This is a genomic window from Streptomyces sp. JK94 (assembly GCF_053613315.1).
Map to the genome: position 1 here is coordinate 1 of NZ_JBSICH010000016.1, position 26,155 is coordinate 26,155.

General features: G+C 72.8%; 26 protein-coding genes and 1 riboswitch. Of the genes, 16 read left to right on the forward strand and 10 right to left on the reverse strand.

Annotated features, from left to right (window positions below; all coding sequences use genetic code 11):
• Window positions 1-94: 94 nt before the first annotated feature.
• Both ACVV2G_RS15800 and ACVV2G_RS15805 read right to left on the reverse strand, forming a co-directional pair.
• Window positions 95-262 carry a hypothetical protein gene (locus ACVV2G_RS15800; RefSeq protein WP_453843316.1) on the reverse strand — a complete coding sequence of 56 codons (168 nt, stop codon included), beginning with the start codon at window positions 260-262 and terminating at the stop codon, window positions 95-97.
• A gap of 32 nt (window positions 263-294) precedes the next feature.
• Window positions 295-651 carry a PRC-barrel domain-containing protein gene (locus ACVV2G_RS15805; protein WP_453843317.1) on the reverse strand — a complete coding sequence of 119 codons (357 nt, stop codon included), beginning with the start codon at window positions 649-651 and terminating at the stop codon, window positions 295-297.
• Window positions 652-822: 171 nt separating this feature from the next.
• Here ACVV2G_RS15805 and ACVV2G_RS15810 point away from each other — a divergent pair, with 171 nt between their 5' ends.
• The 4 genes from ACVV2G_RS15810 (at window position 823) to ACVV2G_RS15825 (ending at window position 4,527) form a co-directional block, all read left to right on the forward strand.
• Entirely contained in the window at window positions 823-1,176 is a 354-nt protein-coding gene (locus tag ACVV2G_RS15810) for an STAS domain-containing protein (protein ID WP_453843318.1), read from the forward strand.
• A complete protein-coding gene (locus tag ACVV2G_RS15815; RefSeq protein WP_453843319.1) occupies window positions 1,173-2,102 on the forward strand; it encodes an anti-sigma factor RsbA family regulatory protein in 930 nt (309 codons plus the stop codon). The genes ACVV2G_RS15810 and ACVV2G_RS15815 overlap by 4 nt, the downstream gene beginning before the upstream one ends.
• Before the next feature lie 138 nt (window positions 2,103-2,240).
• Window positions 2,241-3,086, forward strand: a complete 846-nt coding sequence (locus ACVV2G_RS15820; RefSeq protein ID WP_453843320.1) for an RNA polymerase sigma factor SigF — start codon at window positions 2,241-2,243, stop codon at window positions 3,084-3,086.
• Between the two features lie 319 nt (window positions 3,087-3,405).
• Window positions 3,406-4,527, forward strand: a complete 1,122-nt coding sequence (locus tag ACVV2G_RS15825) for a lipid II:glycine glycyltransferase FemX (protein WP_453843321.1) — start codon at window positions 3,406-3,408, stop codon at window positions 4,525-4,527.
• 19 nt (window positions 4,528-4,546) lie between these two features.
• Here ACVV2G_RS15825 and ACVV2G_RS15830 read toward each other — a convergent pair whose 3' ends face one another.
• The 3 genes from ACVV2G_RS15830 to ACVV2G_RS15840 all read right to left on the reverse strand — a co-directional run bounded on the left by ACVV2G_RS15830 (window position 4,547) and on the right by ACVV2G_RS15840 (window position 7,232).
• A complete protein-coding gene (locus ACVV2G_RS15830; protein WP_453843322.1) occupies window positions 4,547-5,287 on the reverse strand; it encodes a class I SAM-dependent DNA methyltransferase in 741 nt (246 codons plus the stop codon).
• A 125-nt stretch (window positions 5,288-5,412) separates the two neighbouring features.
• The gene (locus ACVV2G_RS15835; RefSeq protein ID WP_453843323.1) at window positions 5,413-6,603 is read right to left on the reverse strand and encodes a GDSL-type esterase/lipase family protein; all 1,191 of its coding nucleotides are present in this window, start codon (window positions 6,601-6,603) and stop codon (window positions 5,413-5,415) included.
• Between the two features lie 59 nt (window positions 6,604-6,662).
• Entirely contained in the window at window positions 6,663-7,232 is a 570-nt protein-coding gene (locus ACVV2G_RS15840; protein WP_453843324.1) for a TetR/AcrR family transcriptional regulator, read from the reverse strand.
• Window positions 7,233-7,303: 71 nt separating this feature from the next.
• Here ACVV2G_RS15840 and ACVV2G_RS15845 point away from each other — a divergent pair, with 71 nt between their 5' ends.
• From ACVV2G_RS15845 to ACVV2G_RS15885, 9 genes are all read left to right on the forward strand, one after another.
• Entirely contained in the window at window positions 7,304-7,795 is a 492-nt protein-coding gene (locus ACVV2G_RS15845) for an FBP domain-containing protein (RefSeq protein WP_453843325.1), read from the forward strand.
• Window positions 7,796-7,922: 127 nt separating this feature from the next.
• Window positions 7,923-8,489 carry a DUF488 domain-containing protein gene (locus ACVV2G_RS15850; RefSeq protein ID WP_453843326.1) on the forward strand — a complete coding sequence of 189 codons (567 nt, stop codon included), beginning with the start codon at window positions 7,923-7,925 and terminating at the stop codon, window positions 8,487-8,489.
• Window positions 8,490-8,582: 93 nt separating this feature from the next.
• On the forward strand, window positions 8,583-8,876 hold the full coding sequence (locus ACVV2G_RS15855; RefSeq protein WP_453843327.1) for a hypothetical protein: 294 nt from the start codon (window positions 8,583-8,585) through the stop codon (window positions 8,874-8,876).
• 77 nt (window positions 8,877-8,953) lie between these two features.
• On the forward strand, window positions 8,954-9,295 hold the full coding sequence (locus tag ACVV2G_RS15860; RefSeq protein ID WP_453843328.1) for an SCO0607 family lipoprotein: 342 nt from the start codon (window positions 8,954-8,956) through the stop codon (window positions 9,293-9,295).
• A 267-nt stretch (window positions 9,296-9,562) separates the two neighbouring features.
• The gene (locus ACVV2G_RS15865; protein ID WP_453843329.1) at window positions 9,563-10,384 is read left to right on the forward strand and encodes a hypothetical protein; all 822 of its coding nucleotides are present in this window, start codon (window positions 9,563-9,565) and stop codon (window positions 10,382-10,384) included.
• A gap of 94 nt (window positions 10,385-10,478) precedes the next feature.
• Window positions 10,479-11,342, forward strand: a complete 864-nt coding sequence (locus ACVV2G_RS15870; RefSeq protein ID WP_453843330.1) for a DMT family transporter — start codon at window positions 10,479-10,481, stop codon at window positions 11,340-11,342.
• Between the two features lie 139 nt (window positions 11,343-11,481).
• Entirely contained in the window at window positions 11,482-12,936 is a 1,455-nt protein-coding gene (locus tag ACVV2G_RS15875) for a basic amino acid/polyamine antiporter (RefSeq protein ID WP_453843331.1), read from the forward strand.
• A 51-nt stretch (window positions 12,937-12,987) separates the two neighbouring features.
• Window positions 12,988-14,250 (forward strand): arginine deiminase, encoded by a 1,263-nt coding sequence (locus ACVV2G_RS15880; RefSeq protein WP_453843332.1) that lies wholly within the window; start codon window positions 12,988-12,990, stop codon window positions 14,248-14,250.
• Between the two features lie 240 nt (window positions 14,251-14,490).
• A complete protein-coding gene (locus ACVV2G_RS15885) occupies window positions 14,491-14,943 on the forward strand; it encodes a hypothetical protein (protein WP_453843333.1) in 453 nt (150 codons plus the stop codon).
• Between the two features lie 123 nt (window positions 14,944-15,066).
• Here ACVV2G_RS15885 and ACVV2G_RS15890 read toward each other — a convergent pair whose 3' ends face one another.
• The gene (locus ACVV2G_RS15890; RefSeq protein WP_453843334.1) at window positions 15,067-17,451 is read right to left on the reverse strand and encodes a phosphoketolase family protein; all 2,385 of its coding nucleotides are present in this window, start codon (window positions 17,449-17,451) and stop codon (window positions 15,067-15,069) included.
• A gap of 302 nt (window positions 17,452-17,753) precedes the next feature.
• On the opposite strand from ACVV2G_RS15890, the gene ACVV2G_RS15895 reads away from it, so the two are divergent.
• Both ACVV2G_RS15895 and ACVV2G_RS15900 read left to right on the forward strand, forming a co-directional pair.
• Window positions 17,754-18,452 (forward strand): TetR/AcrR family transcriptional regulator, encoded by a 699-nt coding sequence (locus tag ACVV2G_RS15895; protein ID WP_453843335.1) that lies wholly within the window; start codon window positions 17,754-17,756, stop codon window positions 18,450-18,452.
• A gap of 184 nt (window positions 18,453-18,636) precedes the next feature.
• Window positions 18,637-20,259 carry an MDR family MFS transporter gene (locus tag ACVV2G_RS15900; protein ID WP_453843515.1) on the forward strand — a complete coding sequence of 541 codons (1,623 nt, stop codon included), beginning with the start codon at window positions 18,637-18,639 and terminating at the stop codon, window positions 20,257-20,259.
• 324 nt (window positions 20,260-20,583) lie between these two features.
• Here ACVV2G_RS15900 and ACVV2G_RS15905 read toward each other — a convergent pair whose 3' ends face one another.
• Window positions 20,584-21,807, reverse strand: a complete 1,224-nt coding sequence (locus tag ACVV2G_RS15905) for a phospholipase D-like domain-containing protein (RefSeq protein WP_453843336.1) — start codon at window positions 21,805-21,807, stop codon at window positions 20,584-20,586.
• A 332-nt stretch (window positions 21,808-22,139) separates the two neighbouring features.
• Between ACVV2G_RS15905 and ACVV2G_RS15910 the strand changes: the two genes are divergently transcribed.
• Window positions 22,140-22,595 carry a flavodoxin family protein gene (locus ACVV2G_RS15910; RefSeq protein ID WP_453843337.1) on the forward strand — a complete coding sequence of 152 codons (456 nt, stop codon included), beginning with the start codon at window positions 22,140-22,142 and terminating at the stop codon, window positions 22,593-22,595.
• Window positions 22,596-22,644: 49 nt separating this feature from the next.
• On the opposite strand, the gene ACVV2G_RS15915 is transcribed toward ACVV2G_RS15910, so the two are convergent.
• The 3 genes from ACVV2G_RS15915 to ACVV2G_RS15925 form a co-directional block, all read right to left on the reverse strand.
• Entirely contained in the window at window positions 22,645-23,460 is an 816-nt protein-coding gene (locus ACVV2G_RS15915; protein WP_453843338.1) for an ABC transporter ATP-binding protein, read from the reverse strand.
• Window positions 23,457-24,485: a FecCD family ABC transporter permease gene (locus ACVV2G_RS15920; RefSeq protein ID WP_453843516.1), complete on the reverse strand. Its 1,029-nt coding sequence runs from the start codon at window positions 24,483-24,485 to the stop codon at window positions 23,457-23,459. Before ACVV2G_RS15920 ends, ACVV2G_RS15915 begins: the two co-directional genes overlap by 4 nt.
• Before the next feature lie 314 nt (window positions 24,486-24,799).
• On the reverse strand, window positions 24,800-25,858 hold the full coding sequence (locus ACVV2G_RS15925) for an ABC transporter substrate-binding protein (protein ID WP_453843339.1): 1,059 nt from the start codon (window positions 25,856-25,858) through the stop codon (window positions 24,800-24,802).
• A 64-nt stretch (window positions 25,859-25,922) separates the two neighbouring features.
• Window positions 25,923-26,108: riboswitch (cobalamin riboswitch) on the reverse strand.
• Window positions 26,109-26,155: the final 47 nt, after the last annotated feature.

A 26,155-nucleotide genomic window follows, 5' to 3' on the forward strand; every position in this document is an offset into this window, starting at 1 on the left:
GGAGCGCCGGCGGGGACCGAGGTCCCCGCCGGCGCTCCGGCCGTGGCCCTCGGCCGTGCGCCGGCCACGGGGTGTCCGTGCGGCCGGAACGTGCTCAGCGCGCGGGACGGCTTCGGCGGCGTCCGATGAGGACCCCGACGATGACCAGGTCGAGGACCAGGACCACGGCACCGATGACGAAGAGGTAGAACAGCCCTTCGGCGGCCACCCCGATCACACCCAGGACGAGCGCCACCAGCAGCAGCAGGAGGAAGAGGCTCACGGTCGCCTCCTTTCGGAGAGTCGTCGGACGGTTCAGCGGCGGCCGAGCCGTCGTTCGCCGCGGGTTCCCTGCTCGTAGGGCAGCTCGTAGTGGGCGAAGACCGCGCCCTCGTCCTCGGCCGCCAGCTCGCCGTCCGGGTCGATCCCGGGCGCGTCCTTGACCAGCCCCTTGTCGTAGGTCACCTTCACGTAGTCCGGACCGACGACGGCCTTGTGCACGGGGACGAACACCAGACGCCGGCGGGTCGGCATGCCGATCGTGACCGCGGCGAACGCCGGCAGGTCGGTGGCGGTGTCGACGTAGACGGACTCCAGAGTCCCGATTTTCCGGCCGCCGCTGTCGACGACGTCATGGCCCCGCCAGTCGCGAATGTTCTCAGCTTCAAACATGCCCCAGTCTTCCCTTCCGTGGACGCGCTCCCTGTCGTGTTCCCCGCATCGCGCCCGCGTCGCACGTCGTGTTCCCAGCCGGATGTGCGCGGCCCGGTCACGGTAGGCTGCCGGACCGGAGGAGGACCCGGGAGGCGACGGCACCCGGCGGAGTTCCGAAGGAGAGCGAGTGTGGATGCCCCAGGCCCCTCGGACCGTCCGCCCCAGGTGCGGAGCGGCCCCGTGCTGGAGGTGGGCCCCCTGCCCGGACGCCCGGGCATCCGGGCCAGCGGAGAGATCAGCGTGACCACGCGCCGGTCCTGGGAGAACGCACTCACGGAGATGTCGCGGCGGCACGCCGAAGTGTCCTACGTGGAACTGTCCGGTGTACGGTTCGTCGACGTCGCCGGCGTGACGGCGCTCGCCGTCACGGCCATGAACCTGCCGGGCGGGCGGGTGGTGGTGGAGCAGCCGCCGCCGCAGCTGCCCCGGGTACTGGATCTTTTCTGGCCGTCCCTGAACCGAATCGAGGTGGCACCGCGATGAGCACGGTGACCCCCGACGAGGCCTTCTCGCATCCGGCCCTGTTCTACCGCTCGGAACCCGAGTACACCGACCGGACGGTGACGTTCGTACGGGAGGGGCTGGTCGCCGGCGAACCGGTCGCGGTCGCCGTACCCGGCCCGAACCTGGAGCTGATCCGCGCGGGGCTGGAGTCGGACGCGCGCGACGTCACCTTCCTGGACATGACCGAGGCCGGGCGCAATCCGGGGCGGATCATCCCCGGCGTCCTCCGGGCATTCGCGGACACGCACCCGGGGCAACGGACGCGCATCATCGGCGAGCCGATCTGGGCCGGGCGCAGCGCGGCGGAGTACCCGGCGTGCGCCCAGCACGAGGCGCTGATCAACGTGGCCTTCGCGGGCCGTGCCGTGACGATCCTGTGCCCGTACGACGCGACCCGGCTGGCCCCGGACGTCCTGGCCGACGCCCGGGTCACGCACCCGACGGTCATCACCGCGGGGCGCGAGCGGATCAGCGAGGCCTACGACTGGCCCGCGGTGGTCGCCCGCTACAACGAGCCGCTGGAACCCGGCGCGGATGCCGGCGTCTTCGCCTTCGGTGCCGGGGAACTGCCCGAGGTGCGCCGCTTCGCCGTCGACCGGGCCGCGTCGCTCGGTCTGTCCGGGCGCCGGCTGCAGGACGTGGAGCTGGCGGTGTCGGAGCTGACCACCAACAGCGTCATCCATGGCGGCGGCCACGGCACCCTGGCGGTCTGGGCCGAGGCGGGGCAGGTGGTGTGCGAGGTCCGCGACACGGGACGGCTCACGGACCCGCTCGCCGGCCGCAGGCCCCCCGAGCCGGGGCAGATCGGCGGCCGTGGCCTGCTCCTCGTCCACTACGTCGCGGACCTGGTGCGGGTGCACACGACGGACGACGGCACCCTCGTCCGTTTCCACCTCGGCCGGTGAGGCCGCGCGCGTCGGAGTCCGATCCGGCCAGGCCGACCGGGAAAAGCATGCATGAGGGTGATGAGCCGGGGTAGGCGCACTCTCGCCGGGCGACAGGCCGGCGGTGACGGGGGCCGATCGACTGGGAGGGCACACATCATGGCGACGACGACCGCACAGACCACCGAGCACACCATCACGGGCATGCCGGAGGTAGCGGACCCGTCCAAGGTGGCGCCCAAGGACGCGCGGGAGTTGTCGAAGCTGTTCTTCGAGCAGCTGACGGTGCTCGAAGAGGGCACGCCCGAGTACCAGTACGCGCGCAACACGCTGATCGAGATGAACATGTCCCTGGTCCGCTTCGCGGCCGGCCGGTTCCGCAGCCGCGGACCGGAGGAGATGGAGGACATCGTCCAGGTCGGCATGATCGGCCTGATCAAGGCCATCGACCGGTTCGAGCTGACGCGCGAGGTCGAGTTCACCTCCTTCGCCGTGCCGTACATCGTCGGTGAGATCAAGCGGTTCTTCCGCGACACCTCGTGGGCCGTGCACGTCCCCCGCCGGCTCCAGGAGGCCCGCGTCCAGCTGGCCCGGGCCACCGAGGAACTGCGCAGCCGTCTGGGCCGCAACCCCACCACCGCCGAGCTGTCCGAGCTGATGAGCCTGCCGGAGGACGAGGTCGTCGAGGCCCGCCTGGCGGCCAACGGCTACAACTCCGCCTCCCTGGACGCGGCCATCAACGGCAGCGAGGACGGCGAGTCCGCCCTGGCCGACTTCATCGGCACCGACGACGCCGCCCTCGCCCTCGTGGACGACTTCCACGCGCTCGCGCCGATGATCGCCGAGCTCGACGAGCGCGACCGCCAGATCATCCACTGGCGGTTCGTGGAGGAGCTGACCCAGAAGGACATCGGCGAGCGCCTCGGCGTCTCCCAGATGCACGTGTCCCGGCTGATCTCGCGCCTGCTGGCCCGTCTGCGCGAGGGCATGCTCACCGAGCACTGAGCGCCGTTCGGGTGCCGGCCGTCCCTGGTGGCGGCTTCCCGCGCCGGGCAGGGCGTCGATGAGCCGAAGGCGGCTCGTCCTCGACTGCCCGGCGTCGTCATGCCCGGTGGCCGGCCGGCAGGGCTCCGCCTCGCTCGTCTGCGGATCACACGGGTCAAGGGCGGGGCCGCTTCGCACGCGCCGGCGCCGGCACCGGCACCGCACGAATAGCCGGTAGCCCGCGCGCATCGGACGCCGTCGGTATTCCCTGTGAGGGGGGACGGCGCCCGCGTCCGGGCCCGTCCCCTCCGTCGAGCGAGCCGAACGAAGGGGCCCACCCATGAGCTGTCACCTGAAGGCGATCACCCGCGAGGAGCACCTGCGCTTCGTCGCGTCCCGGCCCTCCGTGAGTCACCTGCAGGTCCCCTCGTGGGGAGACGTGAAGCCGGACTGGCACGCGGAGAGCCTGGGCTGGTTCGACGAGGCCGGCGAACTGGTGGGGGCCGGTCTGGTGCTGCTGCGACCGTTGCCGAAGCTGAAACGGTATCTGGCGTACCTGCCCGAGGGTCCGGTCGTCGACTGGGCCGCGACGGATCTGGAGCGATGGCTGGAGCCGATGCTCGCGTACCTGAAGGGGCGGGGCGCCTTCTCGGTGCGGATGGGACCGCCGGTGGTGGCGCGGCGCTGGAGCGCCGAGGCGGTCAAGGCGGCGATCGCCGACCCGAAAGCCCGGCGGCTGGGCGACGTGGAGGCGACCGTACGGGAGTCCGGGGCCGACGGCGTCGCCGAGCGGCTGCGCCGGATGGGCTGGCGGCGGACGGAGCCGGGCGGCGAGAGCGGCTTCGCCGCCGGCCAGCCGCGCTACGTGTGCCAGGTACCGCTCGGCGGGCGGTCCCTCGAACAGCTGCGGAACGGCTTCAACCAGCAGTGGCGCCGCAACGTCAAGAAGGCCGACCAGGCCGGCGTCAAGGTGGTGCGGGGCGACCAGGAGGACCTGCCGGCCTTCTACGAGTTGTACGTCGAGACGGCCGAACGGGACCGGTTCGTCCCGCGCCCCCTCGCCTACTTCCAGCGCATGTGGACCGCGCTGACGGCGGAGGACCCGGACCGCATGCGCCTCTACCTCGCCCACCACGACGGAGAGGTGCTCGCCGCCGCCACGATGCTGACCGTCGGCGAGCACGTCTGGTACTCCTACGGCGCTTCCACGAGCCGCCGGCGCGAAGTGCGGCCCAACAACGCCCTCCAGTGGCGGATGATGTGCGACGCCCATGAACGCGGCGCGGCCGTCTACGACTTCCGCGGCATCACCGACACCCTGGACGAGGACAACCACCTGCTGGGGCTGCTCCGGTTCAAGGTCGGAGCGGGCGGTGAGGCCGTGGAGTACCTCGGCGAGTGGGATTATCCGCTCAACAAGGTGCTGCACAGGGCCCTGGGTTTCTACATGGCGCGGCGCTGAACCCGCTCCCCCGGTCCGGTCAGTCGGCGGACTTCTCCCACACCGAGACGTGGCGGCGGCTCTCGTGGGTGAACGGTTCCCCGCCCCAGCCCTCCCACCGGTCGCGCAGTCGCAGCCCGGCGAGCCGGGCCATCAGGTCGAGTTCGGCGGGCCACACGTAGCGGAACGGGATGGACGAGTGCTCGGCGCGTCCGTCCACGACGGTGACGTAGTTCGAGCTCATCGCCTGGGTGGCGGTGTCGTAGGTGTCGAACGCCCACTCGGTCGGGCCGATGCCGGACGGCACGGCGGTCTGCCCCGGGGGCAGGCGGCGCAGTTCCGGCACGCCCACCTCGACGACGAAGCAGCCGCCGGGTTCCAGGTGGGCGGCGGCGTTGCGGAAGCAGTCGACCTGGGCGTCCTGCGTCGTCAGGTTGTTGATGGTGTTGAAAACCAGGTAGGCCACCGTGAACGTGCCGGGCGCACGGGCCGCCGCGAAGTCGCCGATGGTCACTCCGACGGCGTCACCGCCCGGCTTGGCACTCAGCCGTGAGGTCATCGCCCGGGACATGTCGATGCCGTGCACCGGCACCCCGCGGCCCGCCAGGGGCAGTGCGATCCGGCCGGTGCCGACGCCGAACTCGAGCGCTCGCCCGTCGCCCGCCAGTCGGGCCAGGAGGTCGACCGCGGGGCCCACCGTCTCGGGTGTGAACATGTCCGCCGACGACTCGTCGTACCGAGCGGCGACGCTTTCTCCGAAGTAGCCGTCCTCAGCAGCCATGCGGGGACGGTATCTCCGGCGAGGGCCCCGGCGCCTTCGGTTTTTCGCGGCGCGCGTCCGCGACGCGGCCGGAGGGTTGTGCGGCGGCCCCCACTCGACGGTCCTGACCGGCGTCCGCTCCGGTGTCAGCCCGTACCGGCCGGGCCCGCGAAGGCCCCCCGGCCGGTGAAGGCCAGCCGGGCGAAGCGTGCGCCGATGCGGCGGTGCGCCGCCGCATCCGGGTGCAGGTTGTCCGGCAGGGGCAGTTCGGCGAAGTCGGCCTCGCCGTAGAGGTCGCGGCCGTCGAGGTGGTGCAGGTTCGGGTCGTCGGGCGCGCGCTCGGCGACGATGCGGGCCAACTCGTCCCGGATGACGTTCAGGGTCAGCTTCCCGCTCGCGCGTTCCGCCGGGTCGCCCGTGGCCACGAAGCGCAGCCGCCCCTCGCCGAGGCCGGAGAAGTCGGGGGCGAGGGGGCCGGGGGTGTCCTCGTGGATGGGGCACAGGAGCGGCGAGACGACCAGCAGCGGGACGGTGGGGTGGCCTTCGCGGACGGTGTCGAGGAAGCCGTGCACCGCGGGGGCGAAGGCCCGCAGGCGCATGGCGTCGTGGTTGACCACGTTGATGCCGATCTTGACGCTGATCAGGTCGGCGGGGGTGTCGCGCACGGCCCGCGCGGTGAACGGGTCCAGCAGGGCGCTGCCGGCCAGGCCGAGGTTGACGAGTTCGACACCGCCGAGGGATGCGGCCAGTGCGGGCCAGGTGGTGGTGGGGCTCGCGGCGTCGGAGCCGTGGCTGATGGAACTGCCGTGGTGCAGCCAGACCCTGCGTCCCGGGTCCGGGGCGGGTGCGACGGGAGCGTCGGTGCGCAGGGCGACCAGTTCGGTGGTCTCGTTGTGCGGCAGCCAGATCTCGATGTCCTTGTCGCCTGCGGGCAGGTCCGTGAAGCGGAGCGTGCCCACCGGGCCGGACTCGACGGCCGCCGTGCCGGTGGTCATGTCGATGGTCAGGGTGTTGCCGCCCACGACACTGCCCCGGCCGGCCGGGCGGCCGTCGACGAGCAGGTCGTACACGCCGTCCGGGCGCGGTGGGGCACCGGCGTAGACCCGCTTGGTGGGCAGGGTGTCCAGTTCCACCGCGGTGGCCCGGGTGCGCAGGGCCAGGCGTACGCCGGAGGGCTGGGACGCGGCCATGGCCAGCTGCGGGTCGGTGTTCTGGGCGCGGGCCCGGGCGGGCAGCCGCTGCGGCAGCAGGCCGTGCTCGGTGCGTTCCAGGTCGAGGGCGCCGCGCAGGAGGTCCCGCGTGATCGGCGTGGTGATCCAGTCGTTGTCGGTCTTCATGCCGCCTCCGGCCGATGGGGTGTGTCGGTGTGCGCGGCCCGGGCTTCGGGTCGCGCGGTTCACTGGGCGGGCCAGTTGCGCAGCAGCGCGTCGAGGGCGTCCACGATGCGGGACCACGTCTCCTGGCTGTCGGGAGCGCTGTGGCTGAAGCCTCCGGCCAGCTCGAGGCTGACGTAGCCGTGGAAGACACTGCCCAGCAGCCGGACCGCGTGGGTCTCGTCGGGTTCCGTCAGGTGGTAACCGCGCAGGATGGCCCGGATCATCCGGCTGTGGCGGACGCCCGCACTGGCCGCCGCCGTCTCCGGGTCGAGCCGCAGCCGGGCCGCGGCATAGCGGCCCGGGTGCTCCCGGGCGTAGTCGCGGTAGACGTCGGCGAAGGCGGAGAGGGCGTCCTTGCCGGCCCGTCCCGCCAGCGCCGCGGCCCCCCGGTCGGCGAGTTCCTCGAGGGCGAGCAGGGCGATCCGCGTCCGGAGGTCCTGGGAGTTGCGCACATGCGAGTACAGGCTCGCGACCTTGACGTCGAAGCGTCTCGCCAGCGCGGAGACCGTCACCTGATCGAACCCCACCTCGTCGGCCAGGTCCGCACCCGCTCGGACCAGCCGCTCCGTGGTCAGCCCCACACGCGCCATTGCCCACCTCCTGATCACCTAAAAACATTATGCATTTGCCTAAAGCTTTTAGGCAACCTAGCCTGCGTCGTATGCAGCCGTTGACCGACAAAGAGATCCGCGCCGCCTTCGTGAACTGCTCCAAGGGCGCCGCCAAGCGCCTGACCGTGCCGCGCGACCTGGCCGACCGCCCGTGGGACCACCTGGACTACTTCGGCTGGCGGGACCCCCAGGCACCGGACCGCGCCTACCTCGTGGCCGAGCTGGGCGGCCGTCCGACGGCACTCGCACTGCGCACCACCGGCGCCGTCTTCGGGCACACGCGCCGCAGCATGTGCTCGATGTGCCTGACCACCCACTCCGGCGGTGTCAGCCTGATGGTCGCGCCGAAGGCGGGCCGGGCCGGGCAGCAGGGCAACTCCGTGGGCACCTACCTCTGCGACGACCTGGCCTGTTCGCTGTACGTGCGGGGCCTGCGGGACGCGGGCGCCGGGGCGCGGCTGCACGAGACGATCACGCTGGAGGAGAAGGTCCGCCGCACCGTGGCGAACCTCGCGGCCTTCGTCGACAAGGTGGTCGCCTGACGGTCGTACGACACCCTGCGCCCGCCGGTCGCACGGCAACCCGAGGCCGGCACCCCGCGGCGGCCGACGGCATGGCGCGGACGGCGGCCACAGGCATGAGCGCGGGCAGCGAGGGGACTCCGAGGACATGTCCCAGCCTCATCTGGTCACGTTCGGGCACGGCACCGCGGGCCGCACGGCGCTGGCCGGACTGCTGCGTGGAGCCGGCGTGGCCGCCGTGGTCGACGTCAGGACCGCGCCGGGCTCCCGCCGCGACCCCGACCTGCTGCGGGACCGGCTGGCGCGGTGGATGCCGGAGGAGGGCCTCGCCTACCGGTGGGAACAGCGGCTGGGCGGCTTCCGCAGGCCTGCACCGGACTCGCCCGACGTCGTCTGGCGCAACGCCTCGTTCCGGGGCTACGCCGGTCACACCCGCGCGCCGGAGTTCGTCGTCGCCATGGACGCCTTGCTGGAGCAGGTGTCGGGGGAACGCACCGCGGTGATGTGCAGCGAAGCGGTGTGGTGGCGCTGCCACCGACGCCTCGTCGCCGACTTCGCCGTGCTGGCCCGGGACACTCCCGTCGACCACCTCATGCACGACGGCCGCCTGACGGCCCACTCCCCCACCCCGGGCGCGCGGCTGCGGGCGGACGGCCTGCTCGTCTACGACGACGATGACGGCGACGAGGCGGCGCCGCCGCCGACCGCGTCGTGACCGGGGCGGTCATGGGCGACGAGAGGGAGGCCGGGGGCCATGCGGAGCGGGAGCGGACGGAGCCGGGAGAGCCGGAAGCGCGGGGAGCGCGGCGTGGACGCGGTCGAGCCGGTCCTGGACGAGCTGTACACCACGCCGCCGTCCGACTTCGCCTCCCGCCGCGGCCGCCACACGACCGGGCGCGGGCGGAGTTGGCCGACGTCGAGCGGCAACTGCGCCAGGCACGGGAGAGGTTCGACCGGGGCCGAACGGGAGCGGCGGGGGGCCGTGGTGCGGGGCCGCCCCGCCGCGGACGCACAGGCCCGGGCCGAGCGTGAGGCCCGGGAGGCCGCGCGCCGGGTGGACCGCGCGGCCACCCGGCTCAGCCGTTCCGGCCCGTCCGGCTGAGTACCCGTACTCATGAACCACGTCCCGCCGCTGAGGAACCCCGGCCGTCCACACACCCCCCATCGGAGGAGCCCACCGTGCGTACCACCGGCCGAGTTCACCGACCTGCCGCGCTCTCCGGCGTCAACCGCGCGACCCGGTCCGTCCGGTGTCTGGTCCTCGCCTGCGCGACGGCCGCCGTGGTACTGACCGGCTGCTCCATGGCGGACGCGGTCTGCGGCGGTGGTGAGTACCCGGTCATGACCAGGGGCGGCACCGGCAGCACCTGTGTCCCCGACGGCGAGGAGCCGCCCGAGGGTTACACCCGCTACCCGGAGGGCAAAGTCCCCGAGCATGTCGGCGACACGTGGGACACCTACTGGCAGACTCACACGGTCGACGAGGACGGAAGGACCGTCGAGGTGCCCGACGGCGGGTGAGTGCCGGTCGCACCCACTCCCGAACGCACGCGCGAAGAACCGTCGGCACATACCACGTTGGCAGCCATACGTGGTATACCGGCCCGGCAGCAAACAGGGGAACGACCGGCACCTGTCGTCCGTACTATCTGTGTCAGCACAGTCGGCGACAGTTCCCCCTGTTCTCCGCTGCCGGGCGCGGATGGGACGGGGTCACCACGTCCCGCGTCCGATGTCCCACTGTTCCTCCCGAGCTTTCACGGCCGCGAATCGAGGAGAGTCACCACCATGTCCGAGAGCACGATGCAGGCCGCCACCGAACTGGCATCGCAGTACAGCGTCCAGGTCAACGACGACCTGGAGCGCAACGTCAAGGAGCAGGAACGTGTCAGCGCGGAGATCACCGCGCTGCAACAGCAGCTGGCCGCGCTGCAGCACGACCACGCACTGCTGGTCAACGTGCAGCAGGCACTCGGCATCGCCGCGCCGTCGGCCCAGGCCCCGCAGGCGGCCGCACCGCAGACGGCCGCACCGGAGCCGGCCGCCACCGACGCGGCCGTGCCCGCTCCCCGTGACAGTGCCGCCGCGGAGCCGGCCACCGGCAGGCGGACGCGCAGCGGGAAGTCCGCCACCGCGGCCAAGCGCACCACCGCACCGAAGCCGGGCGCCGGGGCCACCGCCGAGGCCGGCGCCGGGTCGGCCGCCAAGGCCGCCCCCAAGTCCGCGGCGAAGCCTGCCGGCAAGAGCGCCGGAAAGACCGCGGCGAAGAAGGCGTCGACGCCGGCCGCTTCCGGGGCCGCCGCCTCCGGCTCCTCCGCGAAGCCGGCCGCGGGCCGGCCCACCCTGGTCGAGCTGGTGCGCGACCACCTCGCCGGTCAGAAGGAGCCGCGCTCCGCCGCCGAGGTCACCACGGCGCTGAGCGAGGCCCACTCCGGACGGACCATCAAGACCACGGTGGTCCGCACCACCCTCGAAGGGCTCGTCGCCAAGAACCTGGCGCAGCGCACCAAGCAGGGCACCTCGGTCTACTACACCGCCACCGAGGCACCGCAGACGCAGCAGAAGCAGGACACCGGGACGGAGACACCCGGCACGCCGGGCGACAACTGACCGCGGGCGCGCCCGGCGCCGACGGGCGCCGGCTCCGTCCGCACCCGGCGCGATGCGGCGCGCGCCCGGAGGGGAACAGGGCGAGGATCGGTGGATGGGTGTTGCACTGCCGGTGCTCTTCGCACTTCTCGCCGCGTTCAGCAACGCGCTGGCCACCGTGCTCCAGCGGCGTGCCGCGTTGAGCGTCCCGCAGTCCCAGGGGTTCCGGCCGGGGCTCGTCGTCGACCTGTTGCGGCGACCGGTCTGGATCGGCGGCATGCTGGCCGTCGTCGTCGCAGGTGTGGGGCAGGCGGTGGCTCTCGCGACGGGGCCGCTGTCACTCGTTCAGCCGTTGTTCGTGCTGGAGCTTCCGCTGGCCCTGTTGCTGGCCTCGCTGATGACCGGGCGCCACCTGGCCCCCGCCATGTGGCTGGCCGTGGGCGGGGTGGTCGCCGGGCTCGGTGTCGCACTCGCGGCGGCCGCTCCGGGCGGGGGCGAGGCCGATGTGCCGCTGGACCGCTGGGCGCTCGCGCTGGCGGCGTGTGCCGGAGCGGCCGTGCTGCTGGCCGCGGCCGGCCTGAAGCGACCCGTCGGCAAGGCCCGCGCCGGTTGCCTCGGTGCGGCCACGGCCGTGTGCTACGCCCTGACGGCCGCTCTGCTGAAGGACTCGATGCGTGTCCTGGACACCGACGGTGTGACCGGCTTCCTGACCACCTGGCAGACGTACGCGTTCGCCGCGGCCGGTGTGGGTGCGGTGCTGCTCCTGGAGCACGCGATGCAGGGCGGGCCCCTCGTCGCCTCCCAGCCGGCCCTCACGCTGGGGGACGCGGCGGTGAGCCTCCTGCTCGGCATGGTGCTCTACCGCGAGGACGTACGGGCCGGCTGGTGGGTCGTGCCGCAGTCGTTCGGCGTCGCCCTGATCGTCGTGGGCGTCCTCGCCCTCGCCCGGCGCGGGATCGATCTGCGCACCGGGGAGTGAGCGGCGGGCCCGTGAGCACCGGCGACCGGCCGTGCGCCGGCCCGGACTCCGCGCCGCTCGCGCCGAACGGGGACGAGATGCCCGACACCCCCGCGTGAGGCACAGTGGTCGCAATCGCACCGCGACCCAGAGGGACGGCATGTCTCAGGCCGCTACGTCCGACGCCGCCGGGCCGGCCCCGCCGGCCGCGAAACTGCCACTGCTCACCCTGACGGCCCTGGTCGTCGGGTCGATGGTGGGCGCCGGCGTGTTCTCGCTGCCGGGGCGCTTCGCCGAGGAGACCGGGGTCGCGGGAGCGCTGATCGCCTGGGCGATCGCCGGTACGGGCATGCTGATGCTGGCCTTCGTCTTCCAGTCCCTCGCCGTCCGCAGGCCCGACCTCGACGCCGGTGTGTACGCGTACGCCAAGGCGGGCTTCGGCGAGTACCTGGGCTTCTTCGCGGCCTTCGGCTACTGGGCCAGCACCTGTGTGGGCAACGTGACCTACTGGGTGCTCATCATGTCGACGGTCGGCTCGATCTGGCCGGAGCTGGGCGACGGCGACACCGCCCTCGCCGTCGTCCTGTCCTCGATCGGGCTGTGGGCCTTCTTCTGGACGATCCGGCGCGGTGTGAAGGAGGCGACGGCCATCAACAAGGCCGTCACGGTGGCCAAGCTCGTCCCCATCGTCATCTTCGTCGTCCTGGCCCTGGTGCACTTCAGGCCCAGCGTGTTCGCCGGGAACTTCGGTGGCGCGGACCACACCGGTTCCCTGTTCTCACAGGTGCGCGGCACCATGCTGGCCACCGTCTTCGTCTTCCTCGGCGTCGAGGGCGCCAGCGTCTACTCCCGGCACGCGCGGCGCCGCTCCGACGTGGGCCGGGCGACGGTGCTCGGCTTCCTCAGCGTGTTCGCCCTCTTCGCGTCGGTGACCATCGTGTCGTACGGCATCATGCCGATGGCCGAGATCGCCGGCCTTCGCCAGCCGTCCGTGGCGGGTGTGCTGGAGTCGGCCGTCGGGACCTGGGGCAGGGTGTTCATCAGCGTCGGCCTGATCGTGTCGGTGCTGGGCGCCTACCTGGCCTGGACGCTGATGGCGGCGGAGGTGCTCCTCGTCGCGGCCAAGGACGACGACATGCCGCGCTTCCTGCGCCGCGCCAACGCCGTCGACGTGCCCGTGCCGGCCCTGTTGATGACCTCGCTGCTCACCCAGGTGGTGCTGATCGCCACCAGTTTCTCGGACGACGCCTTCACCTTCGCGCTCAACCTGACCAGCGCCCTCTCCCTGATCCCGTACCTGCTGGCGGCGGCCTTCGCCGTGCGGCTCGGCGCCCGCGACGACCCGCGCACCGAGGGCGGCCGGACCTCCCGGCGCGAGCTGGCCGTCGGCGTCGCCGCCACGCTGTACACCGCGTTCCTGCTGTACGCCGCGGGCCCGAAGTTCCTGCTGGTCTCCTTCGTCCTCTACGCCCCGGCGACCGCCCTGTTCGTGATGGCCCGGCGGGAACAGGGCCGGCGGCTGTTCTCACCGGGGGAACTGGTCGTCCTGGCCGTCTCCGTGGCCGGCGCGGTGCTCGGCGTCGTGGCCCTGGCGGCCGGGTGGATCAGCCTGTGAACCGCGCCTCCTCCGTTTCCCCTCCTCGTCCCACTCCTCAAGGGAGGCCGTGTGGCCAGCAACGAAGGCACCGTCGAACCCGCGCTCGGCGTCCACTCCGAGGTCGGCAGGCTGCGCAAGGTACTGGTGTGCTCCCCCGGCCTCGCGCACCGGCGGCTCACCCCCACCAACTCCGGTGACCTGCTCTTCGACGACGTGATGTGGGTGGAGAACGCCCAGCGCGACCATGCCGCGTTCGTCGGCGAACTGCGGCGGCGCGGGGTGGAGGTGGTGGATCTGCACGACCTGCTGGCGCAGATCATGGCGATCCCGGAGGCCAGGGCCTGGCTCCTGGACCGGAAGATCGTCGCCAATCAGGTGGGCATCGGACTCATCGACGCCACCCGCGCCTACCTGGAGACCCTTTCGCCCAGGGAACTGGCCCAGTACCTCGTCGGCGGGTTCGCCACCGGCGACCTGCCCGAGGACTTCCGCTCCCCCCACCTCACGCTCGCCCGCGAATCCACCGGCGCACGCGAGTACCTGATGCCGCCGCTGCCCAACACCCTGTACACCCGCGACACCACCAGCTGGCTGTACGGCGGGCTCACCCTGAACCCGCTGTACTGGCCGGCGCGGCACGACGAGACGCTGCTGATGAAGGCGGTCTACACCTTCCACCCCGACTTCAAGGGCTCCCGGGTGTGGTGGGGCGACCCCGAACTCGACTGGGGCCAGGCCACCCTGGAGGGCGGCGACATCATGCCGGTCGGCAACGGCGTCGTCCTCATGGGCATGAGTGAGCGCACCTCGCGGCAGGCCGTCACACAGGTCGCCGCCGCGTTGTTCCGCAGCGGCGCCGCCCAGCACGTCGTCGTCGCCGGGATGCCGAAGCTGCGGTCCGCGATGCACCTGGACACCGTCTTCACCTTCGCCGACCGCGACGTGGTCACCCTCTACCCGCGGATCATGGACGGGGTGCACACCTTCTCCCTGCGCCCCGGTGACCGGGCACCCGGCTTCGACGTCGTCGACGAGGGCACGACGCCCTTCGTCGACGTCGTCGCCAAGGCGCTCGGCCTGTCCTCGCTGCGGGTGGTGGAGACGGGCGGCGACGCCTACGCCTCCGAGCGCCAGCAGTGGGACAGCGGCAACAACGCCGTCGCGGTGGAACCGGGCGTGGTGTTCACCTACGACCGCAACACGCTGACCAACGCCCTGCTGCGCGAGGCCCGCATCGAGGTCGTCACCATCGTGGGCGCGGAACTGGGCCGGGGCCGCGGCGGGGGCCACTGCATGACCTGCCCGTTGGTGCGCGACCCGGTCGACTTCTGAGCGCCCCGCGCGCACCCGGCCGTGGGTCACCGGCGGCAGCCGCACGCCTGCTCCAACCGCCCGTGCGGGGCCGCGTGCACGCCGGCGGGAAGTCCACCGAGCCGTGCGACGGCGGAGTGGCCCCGGGGCGCCGGCCGCGTCCGGTGGCTACTCCGCACGAGTGGTGCGAGACCGGACACGGTCGTACGGTCGGAACGGGGAGAGCGGAGCCGAGCGATCCCGAGACGGCTGGGAGCAGACATGGGCAGGAACCCGATGAAGGCAGCGGTCACGCTCTGTGCCGCCGCCTCGCTCGCAGTACCCCTGGGCACGGCCTCCGCCGCGCCGTCCGCGGAAAACGCCTCGCAGCGGACCCGGGACCCCGTGCTGGTCGACTGCTCCTCACGGCCCGACGTACGGCCCGAGGCGTTCGTGCTCGCCTGCGGGGACGGCAACAGCCACCTGGTCTCGCTGCACTGGTCCCGCTGGGACGCGGACGCCGCGGTGGGCCGGGGCAGCAACGCCGTCAACGACTGCGTCCCCTACTGCGCCGCGGGCTCGTTCCGCTCCTACCCCGTGACCGTCCGGCTCGACCAGCCGCGGACCTGGGGCAAGGACCCGGGAGAGTGGCACTACACCCGGATGACCCTGACCTACACCGACGGCCGGCCGGACGGCTTCCCCCGCACGGTGACCTACCCCCTGTGGGACTGACGGCCCCGGCGGTCAGTCGGGGAGGCCGGCCCTGTCCTCGTCCTCCACGTCCTCCCCGTCCTCCCCGTCCTCCACCTCGCGTCCGGCGACGGTGGAGGTGAGCCGGTTGTGCCCGGTCCGTTCTCAGCCGTCCCAGGCCCAGTCGGCGACCTCGGGCAGGTCGACTCCGTGTTCGCGGATCCAGTCGTGGTGGCGCAGCCGGGCGTCCGCCATCCGCTGCCGTACCGCCGCCGCGCGCACGGCGAGGCCGGGGACGCGGTCGATGACGTCCATGACGAGGCGGTAGCGGTCCATGTCGTTGGCGACCACCATGTCGAAGGGCGTGGTGGTGGTCCCGATCTCCTTGTAGCCGCGCACGTGCAGATGCTCGTGGCCGGTGCGCCGGTAGGTGAGCCGGTGGATCAGCCAGGGGTACCCGTGGTAGGCGAAGACGACCGGCTTGTCGCTGGTGAACAGGCCGTCGTACTCGAAGTCGCTCATGGCGTGCGGGTGTTCCCCGCTGGGCAGCAGCCGGGCGATGTCGACCACGTTGACCACGCGTACCACGAGGTCGGGCAGGTGGCGGCGGACGAGCTGGGCGGCGGCCAGTACCTCCTGGGTCGGCACGTCGCCCGCGCAGGCGAGCACCACGTCGGGTTCGCGGGTGCCGTCCTCGGTGCCGGCCCAGTCCCAGACACCGGCACCGCGCGCGCAGTGCACCCGGGCCTCTTCCATGGACAGCCAGTCGAAGCAGGGCTGTTTGCCGGCGACGACGACGTTGACGTAGTCCTTGCTGCGCAGGACGTGGTCGGCGACGGAGAGCAGGGTGTTGGCGTCCGGTGGCAGGTAGACCCGTACGGCTTCGGGGCTCTTGTTGAGGATGTGGTCGACGAAGCCGGGGTCCTGGTGGGAGAAGCCGTTGTGGTCCTGGCGCCAGACGTGGGAGGTGAGCAGGTAGTTGAGGGAGGCGATGGGGGCGCGCCAGGGCAGGCGGCGGGTCACGCGCAGCCACTTGACGTGCTGGTTGACCATCGAGTCGACGATGTGGACGAAGGCCTCGTAGCAGGAGAACAGTCCGTGCCGGCCGGTGAGGAGGTAGCCCTCCAGCCAGCCCTGGCAGGTGTGTTCGGAGAGGATCTCCATGACCCGCCCGTGCCGGTCGAGGTCCTCGTCGACGGGCAGGGTGCCTCCCTGCCAGGCCTTGCCGCTGGCGGCGTAGACGGCCTGGAGGCGGTTGGAGGCGGTCTCGTCCGGGCCGACGAGGCGGAAGTCGCGCCGGTCGGCGGTGGCGTCCATGACGTCCCGCAGCAGGTCGCCGAGGATCCGGGTGGGTTCGTGCGTGCGCGTGCCGGGTGCGTCGACGGGGACGGCGTACTTCTCCAGCGGCGGCAGGGGCAGTTCGCGCAGGAGCAGGCCGCCGTTGGCGAAGGGTGTGGAGCCCAGCCTGCGCGCCCCCTCGGGGACGGCGGCCAGGACCGCGGGGCGCGGGGCGCCCCGCTCGTCGAAGAGTTCCTCGGGCCGGTAGGAGCGCAGCCACCGCTCCAGTTGCCGCAGGTGTTCCGGGTCGGTCCGGACGGCGGACAGGGGGACCTGGTGGGCACGCCAGGTCCCCTCCACGGGCACGCCGTCGACCTCGGCCGGCCCGGTCCAGCCCTTGGGCGTACGGAGCACGATCACGGGCCAGCGGGGCCGGCCGGTCAGGCCGTCCCGGCGGGCGGCACGCTGGACGGCGGCGATGCGGTCGAGGGCGGTGTCCAGGGCGTGGGCCATCGCGCGGTGGACGGCGGCCGGGTCGTCACCGGTGACGTGGATCGGGTCGTGTCCGTAGCCGCGCAGGAGTTCGTCGAGTTCGGCCTCGGGGAGGCGGGCGAGCACGGTCGGGTTGGCGATCTTGTAGCCGTTGAGGTGCAGGATCGGCAGGACGGCGCCGTCGTTCACCGGGTCGAGGAACTTGTTGGAGTGCCAGGAGGTGGCCAGTGGGCCCGTCTCCGCCTCGCCGTCGCCGATCACGCAGGCGACCACCAGGCCGGGGTTGTCGAAGGCGGCGCCGTAGGCGTGCGAGAGGGAGTAGCCGAGTTCGCCGCCTTCGTGGATCGAGCCGGGCGTCTCGGGTGCGACGTGGCTCGGGACGCCGCCGGGGAACGAGAACTGCTTGAACAGCCGGGCCATGCCGGCGGCGTCCCGGGTGATGTCCGGGTAGGTCTCGGTGTACGACCCCTCGAGCCAGGAGTTGGCCAGGACCGCGGGTCCGCCGTGGCCGGGACCCCAGATGCACAGGGCGTCGAGTTCGCGGGCCTTGATCACCCGGTTGAGGTGGGTGTGGACCAGGTTGAGGCCGGGCGAGGTGCCCCAGTGGCCGAGCAGGCGCGGCTTGATGTGCTCGGGGCGCAGTGGCTCGGTCAGCAGGGGGTTGGCCATCAGGTAGATCTGGCCGACGGAGAGGTAGTTCGCGGCGCGCCAGTGGGCGTCCAGGCCGGCCAGCTCCTCGTCCGTGAGCCCGGGGGGCGCCTGCTGCGTGTCGACGGACATCGGGGGTCCTTTCCGTGTCGGGACAGCGATGGGCCGCGCGGACACGGGACGTGCCCGTGCTCACCCCAACCTCGCGTGGGCTGGTCGGGTACCCGACCAGGCCGTCCGGGTCACGTCACGGTTCGAACGGGGCCGGCGGCGCGCACCCCGCACGCGGGGGCGCTTCGAGGGCCGCTCCTCCGTGTGACCGCTCCCGGCCGCGCGGGCCACTGTGACGGGCACACCGTCGTGGGCGCACGGCGGGTTCCGCGTCTCCCGGGGCCGGCACGGGTGATTTTGCATGGCATGCATTTTTGCATAGCATGCACCTCATGTCGGAGAAGGATGCCGCGAGCGGCGGTCTGCGGGAGCGCAAGAAGCGGGCCACGCGCGCCGCCCTCACCGAGGCCGCGGTACGTCTGGCCGCCGAGCACGGGGCGGAGAAGGTCACCGTCGAGGCGATCAGCGCCGCGGCCGGGGTGTCGGTGCGGACCTTCTTCAACTACTTCGACACCCGTGACGACGTCTTCGTCCTGACCGGCGCCGACACCAGCGAGCACGTGCGCCGGGCGCTGCTCGGCGCACCGGCCGGTCTCACCCCGCTGGAGGCCCTGCGCGACGCCCTGGCGGCGGAGCTGGCCGAGGCCGAGCAGCAGCACGAGCTGTGGCGCCTGCACGGTCAGGTGCTGCGCGCCGCCCCGCACCTCTTCGTACGCAGCCTCGGTGCCCACCTGGCGGACGAGACCGAACTGGCCGAGGCCATCGCCGAACGGATCCGCTCCGGCCCCGGCTCCCCCGGCCCGGGCAACCCCGGCGACGCGCCCGCCCCACCGGCCGCGTCCGACGAGGAGCGACGCCGGGCGCTGGACCTCTACCCCCGGTTGCTGGCCGCGGCGGCGGTCACCGCCGTCCGGGTCGGCATCGACCACTGGTGCGCCCGTCCGGAGGAGCGTGCCTTCGGCGACGTGTTCCAGGAGGTGTTCACCCTCCTCGCCGCCGGTCTGCCGGCGCCACCCGCCTGACCCACCGCGCCCCGTCGCGCCCCACCTCGCCGCCCGGCCTCCGAGCCGGCGCGGTGCCACCCGCCGTCCGACCCGCGCACCCGAGTGCCGAGGCCCTGCCCGGCCCGCGCGGATCACCCTCACCACCGTCGAAAGAGAAGTCGTGACCGCAGCTCAGGCGCCCGCCGACGCGCCTCCCGCCTCCATGGGCCAACGGCAGATACTCCAGGCCATGTCCGGCCTGATGGCCGGCATGTTCGTCGCCGTCCTGGCGGGCACGGTCGTGTCCAACGCGCTGCCGACCATCATCGCCGACCTCGGCGCGAGCCAGTCCTCCTACACCTGGGTCGTCACCGCCGAACTGCTGGCGATGACCGCCACCGTGCCCTTGTGGGGCAAGCTGTCCGACCTCTTCAACAAGAAGCTGCTGCTTCAGCTCTCCCTGCTGATGTTCGTGCTCGGTTCGCTGCTGGCGGGCTTCTCGCACGACACGACGCTGCTGATCTTCAGCCGGGTCGTGCAGGGTGTCGGCGCGGGCGGTCTGACCGCGCTCGCGCAGGTCGTCATGGCCGCCATCATCCCGCCCCGGGAACTGGGCAGGTACTCCGGCATCTTCGGTGCCGTCTTCGCCGTCGGTACCGTGGCGGGTCCGCTGATCGGCGGCGTGCTCGTGGACACCGACTGGCTGGGCTGGCGCTGGTGCTTCTTCATCGGCGTGCCGTTCGCGCTGCTGGCCATCTTCCTGCTGCAGCGCACGCTGAAGCTGCCCACCGTCCGACGCGAGGTGAAGATCGACTGGCTCGGCGCCTTCCTGATCGTCGCCGGTGTCTGCGCGCTCCTCGTCTGGGTCTCCCTGGCGGGCAACCGGTTCGACTGGGCGTCCTGGCAGACCGCCGCCCTCGTCCTCGGCGGCGTGGTGCTGCTCGGCCTGGCGGTCCTCGTCGAGGCCCGCACCGACGAGCCGGTCATCCCGCTCGGCATCTTCAGGAACCGCACGGTCACCCTGACCACCGTCGCCAGCCTCCTGGTCGGTGTCGCCATGTTCGGCGGGACCGTCTTCCTCTCCCAGTACTTCCAGGTCTCCCTGGGCAAGTCGCCGACCGTCGCGGGTCTGATGAGCCTGCCGATGATCCTCGGCCTGCTGGTGTCGTCCACCGTGGCCGGACAGCTGATCAGCCGGACCGGCAAGTGGAAGGGCTACCTGGTGGCGGGCGCGGTCATCATGACCGCTGGCCTCGCGCTGCTGTCCCTGATCGACGCCGGCACCCACTTCGGGCTGCTCAGCCTCTACATGGCCGTCCTCGGCACCGGCGTCGGCATGCTGATGCAGAACCTGGTGCTCGCCGCGCAGAACGACGTGCCGGCGGCGGAGCTGGGCGCCGCGACGTCCGTGCTGTCCTTCTTCCGCAGCATGGGCGGAACGATCGGCACCAGCGTCCTCGGAGCCGTCCTCGCCAACCGGGTCGCGAGCGAGACGACCAAGGGGCTGGAGAAGGCGGGCGCCGCCGGCGCGGCCGGAGGCGGCTCGGGCGGCGACGCGCACAGCGTCCCGGACATGAGCACGCTCCCCGCCCCGATGCGGGAGATCGTGCAGCACGCCTACGGCGTCGCCACCGCCGACCTGTTCCTCGTCGCCACCCCGTTCGCGCTGCTCGCGCTGGTCGCCGTGGTCTTCATCAAGGAGAAGCCGCTGAAGACCACCAGCGGTATGGAACGCCTGGCCGAGGAGGCCGGCGAGGCCGCCGTCGAGCCGGTCGCCATCCCCGCGCAGCGCTCGGGTGACGCCCCGGCGAAGGCGGGCAACGGACCGGCGTCACCGGTCGGCTGACCCGCCGGACGACGACGCGTCATGACGTGAGGGGCCGCCCACCGTGCACGGTGGGCGGCCCCTCACCTGCCGGGTGCCCGGCCGCGCGCGACCGCGACCGCACCGGACAGGCGTTCACCGGACCCGTGGATCAGGCGGGGACTCCCCCGTCGGCGCCGACGCCGCGTGCAGCGCTCGCGCGCACGGTCGTCGGCCCGGCCTCGCCGTCGGCCCGCACTCGCCGAGCACGAGTGAACGTGAGCGAACCCACCCGCGCGCCGACGGGCGGCCCCGCGCCGCGGCCGGCCCGGGAGGCCAGGGCCCGCGGGGCGGCCGGGACACGCGTCACAGGAACCGGCGGATGGGCCGGACGGCGACTTCCCGGACCCGTTGCACGGCGGAGCGTCTCTTCCACCTGCCGGCCCGGATCAGCTCGCTGACCTCCAGGTCCGCGTCGAAGTGCCGGTCCAGTGTCGCGGTGAACTCCTGGTCCAGGACGGCGAGCATGACCTCCTCGTCGTGGTCGAGCGAGCGCCGGTTGAAGTTCGTCGAGCCGATCAGGGCGGCGACGTGGTCGACGGTGACGACCTTGGCGTGCATCATCGTCGGCTGGTACTGGTATATCTTCACCCCGCAGGCGACGAGGTCCTCGTAGTAGTGCTGCCCGGCCAGCTGGCAGACCCGCTTGTCCGTGTACGGCCCGGGCAGCAGGATCTCCACCTCGACCCCGCGCCGCGCCGTGGCGCACAGCAGCTCCACGAAGTACGCGTCCGGCGAGAAGTACGCGGTGGCCAGACGGAACCGTTCCTCCGCCGAGTCCAGCATCACGCGGATCAGCGTCTGCATGTCCTGCCAGCCGAAACTGGCCGAGCCACGCACCACCTGCACGACGGACTCGCCCTGCGGGCGGTGCTCGACGAACCGGTCCCGGTCGTCGAAGAGGTCCTCGTGGCACTCGGCCCAGTTCTGCGCGAACGCCGCGGCGATGCCGTCCACCGCGGGGCCGCGGACCTCGACGTGGGTGTCGCGCCACTCGTGCGGGTTGCGGGCGTCGCCGCACCACTCCTCCGCGATCCCCACCCCGCCGGTGAAGGCGGTCTCCTCGTCGACGACGAGCACCTTGCGGTGGCAGCGGTGGTTCTGCTTCAGCGGGGAGAGATGCAACGGCTTGCGGAACCAGGTCACCTGCACCCCGGCCCGCTCCATCGTCCGCAGCTGCTCGGCCTCGATCAGCCTGCTGCCGAACCCGTCCAGCAGCAGTCGCACCCGTACCCCGGCACGGGCCCGCTCCGCGAGGGCCTCGGCGAAGCGGCGGGCTATGTCGCCTTTCCAGTACACGAACGTCATCATGTCCACGGTGTGCTCGGCACGGTGGATACCGGCCAGCATCGCCGCGAAGATCTCGTCACCGTTGCGCAGGACCGTGAGCGAGTTGCCCTCGGTCGCCGCGATGCCGATCAGTCGCTCCAGGCGCCGCCGTATCCGCGTGACGCGTTCCTCCACGGACGATGAGCCGCGCACCGCAAGGGCCGGCGGCGTCACTTCGGACGATTCCTGTGTACTGGTCATGGCACATCCCCTCGCCGGACGCGACGAGGGACCTCGGGCCGCGGCGCCCGGTCCGGCACGGGCTGAGCGGCCAGCCGACTGTACCTCCGGTCCCCGGGCCCGCGGGAATCCCGTCCACGGACCGGCCCCGGCGAGACGGTGCGACGGTGCGACCGGCACCGGAACCGGTGGCCGCGGGCCGCTCCCTCACGGCTGCCGGCCACCGACTGCTACGCTGGAAAAGCCGTTGATCGTTCATCGAAACGGTCGTCGAGGTCCGCGCGGCGGCTCCGCGCCGTGGTCCGCGGTCGCGTTCCTTGCGGTGGGCGGGTGCGGGGCGGCAGGCTTCGGGTGTGGCCACTTTGCTGATCGTGCATCACACGCCCTCGCCGAACTGCCAGGCGATGCTGGAGTCCGTCGTGTCCGGGGCGACCGCGCCGGAGATCGAGGGCGTACGGGTGGTCCGGCGCGCGGCACTGGCGGCCACGGCGGTCGACGTGCTGGAGGCCGACGGGTACCTGCTGGGCACTCCGGCCAACCTCGGGTACATGTCGGGCGCCCTGAAGCACTTCTTCGACCAGGTCTACTACCCCTGCCTGGACGGCACGCGGGAGCGGCCCTTCGGCTACTACGTGCACGGCGGCAGTGACACCACCGGCGCGGTACGCGGCATCGAGTCGGTCACCGCGGGGCTCGGCTGGCGGCGCGCGGCGCCGGCGGTGAGCGTGGCCGGTGAACCCGGCAAGGCGGACCTGGAGGCCTGCTGGGAGCTGGGGGCCGTGCTCGCCGCCGGACTGACGGCCGCCTGACGCCGGCCGACGCCCGGTCGGGCACCGGCCCGGCCGCGAGCCCCACGGGTCATGCCCCGCCGCCGGCCGAACGCGCCGGGGACTGCTCGGCGACCCCTCCCGCCAGTGTGCCGAGGAACCGGACGTGCGGACGGCCGTCCGCCCCGTGGGCGATCTCCGCGCGCACCCGGTACACCTCGGCGACCAGGTCCACGGTCAGGATCTCGACGGGATCGCCGGCGGCCACGACCCGCCCCTCGGACAGGACCACGAGGTGGTCGCAGTACATCGCCGCCAGGTTGAGGTCGTGCAGGGCGACGACACTGGTGACGGGCAGGGTCGCGACGAGGGCCAGCACGTCGAGCTGGTGCTGGATGTCGAGGTGGTTGGTCGGCTCGTCCAGCAGGAGTTCACGCGGCTGCTGGGCGAGGGCGCGGGCGATCTGGGCGCGCTGGCGTTCGCCGCCGGAGAGGGTGTGCCAGAGCCGGTCCGCCTGCCCGGTCAGGCCGGTGCGTGCCAGGGCGTCCTTGACCGTCTCCTCGTCGGCCGCGGACGCCGGTGCCCAGGCCCGGCGGTGCGGGATCCGGCCGAGGCGGGCGACGTCCCGCACGGACAGTTCGGCCTGCGTGTCCGCCTGCTGCTCGACCACGGCCACGCGGCGGGCGACGTCCCGGCGGCCCACCCGGTCCAGCGGGCGGCCGTCGAGGGTGACGACGCCGCCGTCCGGGGCGAGTACGCCGGCGAGCAGCCGCAGCAGGGTGGACTTGCCCGAGCCGTTGGGACCGAGCAGGCCGGTCATGGCGCCGGGCCCGGGGCTCAGGGTGACCTCGTCCAGGACGAGCCGCCCGCCCGCAGTGCGGGAGACCCGCTCGGCGCTCAGCGTCACCGTGTCCTCCGGGTGCGGTACAGGACGAGGACGAAGGCGGGTACGCCGATCAGGGCGGTCACCACGCCCACCGGGACCTCCTGCGGTTCGAGGACGGTACGGGCCAGGGTCTCGACCCACACCAGGAACACCGCTCCGGCGAGTGCGCAGACCGGCAGCAGCCGGGCGTGCCCGGAACCGGTCAGCGCCCGTACGGCGTGCGGCAGCACCAGCCCGACGAAGCCGATGGCGCCGGCCGAGGCGACCAGGACCGCGGTCAGCAGGGCGGTGGCGCACAGCAGCACCAGCCGGGTGCGGGCCACGTGCACGCCGAGCGCGGCCGCCGCGTCCTCACCGAAGGCGAAGGCGTCCAGCGTCCTGGCGTGTCCGAGGCAGACGGCCAGGACCAGCACCAGGGCCGCCGTGCCGGTCCACACGTCCGTCCAGCCCGCCCCGCCGAGCGAACCGAGCAGCCAGAACAGCACGCCGCGGGTGGTCTCGGCGTCGGCCGCGGTCATCACGACGAACGAGGTGAGCGCGGAGAACAGCTGCATCGCCGCCACGCCCGCGAGCACCACCCGGTCCGGGGTGCCGCCGAGGCTGTGGCTGAGCAGCATCACGAGCGCGAAGGAGCAGACCGCCCCGACGAACGCCCCGCCCGGCACGGACAGCGCGCCGCCGCCCACGCCGAGCACGACGACCAGGACGGCACCGGTCGAGGCACCGGAGGACACGCCCAGCACGAAGGGGTCGGCGAGCGGGTTGCGCAGCAGGGACTGCAGGACGGCGCCGCACACGGCGAGTCCCGCGCCGCACACCGCCGCGAGGAGGGTGCGGGGCAGCCGCAGGTCCCAGACGATGCCGTCGCGGATCGGTGTGACGCCGTCGGCCGCACCGCCACCGCCGACGTGGGCGACGACGACGGACCACACCTCGCCGACGCCCAGGTCGGCCGGGCCGATGGTGACCGCGACGGCCACGGAGGCGCACAGGGCGACGATCCCGGTCAGCGCCCACACCGGATACCGTCGGCCGGCCGCGCGCACGCCGGAGCCCGGCCGGGCCGTGGAGACCGCCCGGCCCGGCGGCGTCGCCCGGCCCGGTGGCGTTGCCCGGTTCGCGGACTGCACCCGGTTCGCGGACTGCACCCGGTTCGCGGGCGCCCCCCGCGCTTGGGGCGCCCCCTGACCCTCGGGCGTCACCCGCGCCTCCGGTGCCACTGGTTCCTCGGTCGTCACTCGTGCCTCGGGGGTCACCGGCACCTCGGGGGTCACCGGTTTCTCGGGGGTCGCCGGTTTCTCGGGGGTCGCCGGTTTCTCGGGGAACACCGGTTCCTCGGGGGTCACCCGGTTCGCGGGCGTCACCGGGTGAGGCCGTACGCGCGCAGGGCCGCCGCGACCTTCTCCACGCCCTCGACGGTACGGATGGTCGGGTTCATGGCCTGCCCGCTGAGCAGCACGTACCGCTTCTTCCGGACCGCTGTCATGTTCTTGGTGACGGGGTTCGACTCCAGGAACTCGATCTTCTTGGCGGCGGTCTCGGCCGTCTGGGACCTGCGGGTCAGGTCGCCGACGACCAGGACGTCGGGGTCGCGGTCGGCGACCGTCTCCCAGCCGACCTGCGGCCACTCCTCGCGGGTGTCGTCCATGGCGTTCTTCGCGCCGACCGCGCGGGTGATGACGCCGGGGGCACCGCAGCAGCCCGCCAGGTAGGGCGAGGTGGAGTTGGCGAACCAGTACATGAGGGTGACACCGGAGGCGTCGATGTCCGACGTGGCCTTCTCGACACGGGCCTCGAGGCCGGCGACCAGTTCCTCGCCGCGCTGCTCCACGTCGAACACCTCGGCCAGGTCGCGGACTTCACCGTAGACGGTGTCCATGGTCAGGGGCTCGCTGCGGACGCCGTCGCCGTCGCCGCTGTTGTCCTTGCCGGCGCAGTCGGACGGTGACAGGTAGGCGGGCACGCCGAGTTCGGCGAACCGCTCTCGCGTGGCCACCCCGCCGGGGCCGAGCGTCGAGGCGAAGGAGGCGGTGACGAAGTCCGGTTCGGCGTCCAGGACCGTCTCGAAGGACGGCATGTCGTCGGCGAGCCGGGGCACGTCGGCGTTCGCCTGCTCCAGGCCCTTCATGACCGGGTCGGTCCAGGTGGCGGTGCCCGCCAGCCGGTCGCCCAGGCCGAGCGCGAGCAGGATCTCCGTGATGCCCTGGTTGAGGGAGACCGCCCGGCGGGGCGGGGCGGTGACCTCCACGTCGTGCCCGCAGTCGCTGACGGTGCGCGGGTATCCGGCCGCATCGGCCGACGCGGTGGAGCCGCTGGTCGATCCGGTACCGCAGGCGGAGGCCAGCAGGACCCCGGACAGCAGCACCGGGAAGAGACAGCGGAACGAGCGTCGGGGGCCGACGGGGCGTGCTGTGGGCAAGGAAGATCCTCTGGCGTCGAGGGCTCATGCGCGAAGCCCGTCCGTACGGTGCGGCCCGCGCCGTACACGGCGCGGGTTGCCAGCAGGTCTTCGGACTCGGGATCGACCGGACGGGACGCCTTCCCGGCCGGCTCGCGCCGTCCAGTGGCCAGTGCCCCGCCCGTCCCCCTCACCGCTGCGCGTCAGCTCCGGATTCGCACCGGATTCCCTGACCCACCAGGTGGGTTCGACTGGCTTGCGCAAGCTACCACAGGGCCGTCGGACGGGTCCGGGGCGGCCGCCGGAAGCCCTCCGGGC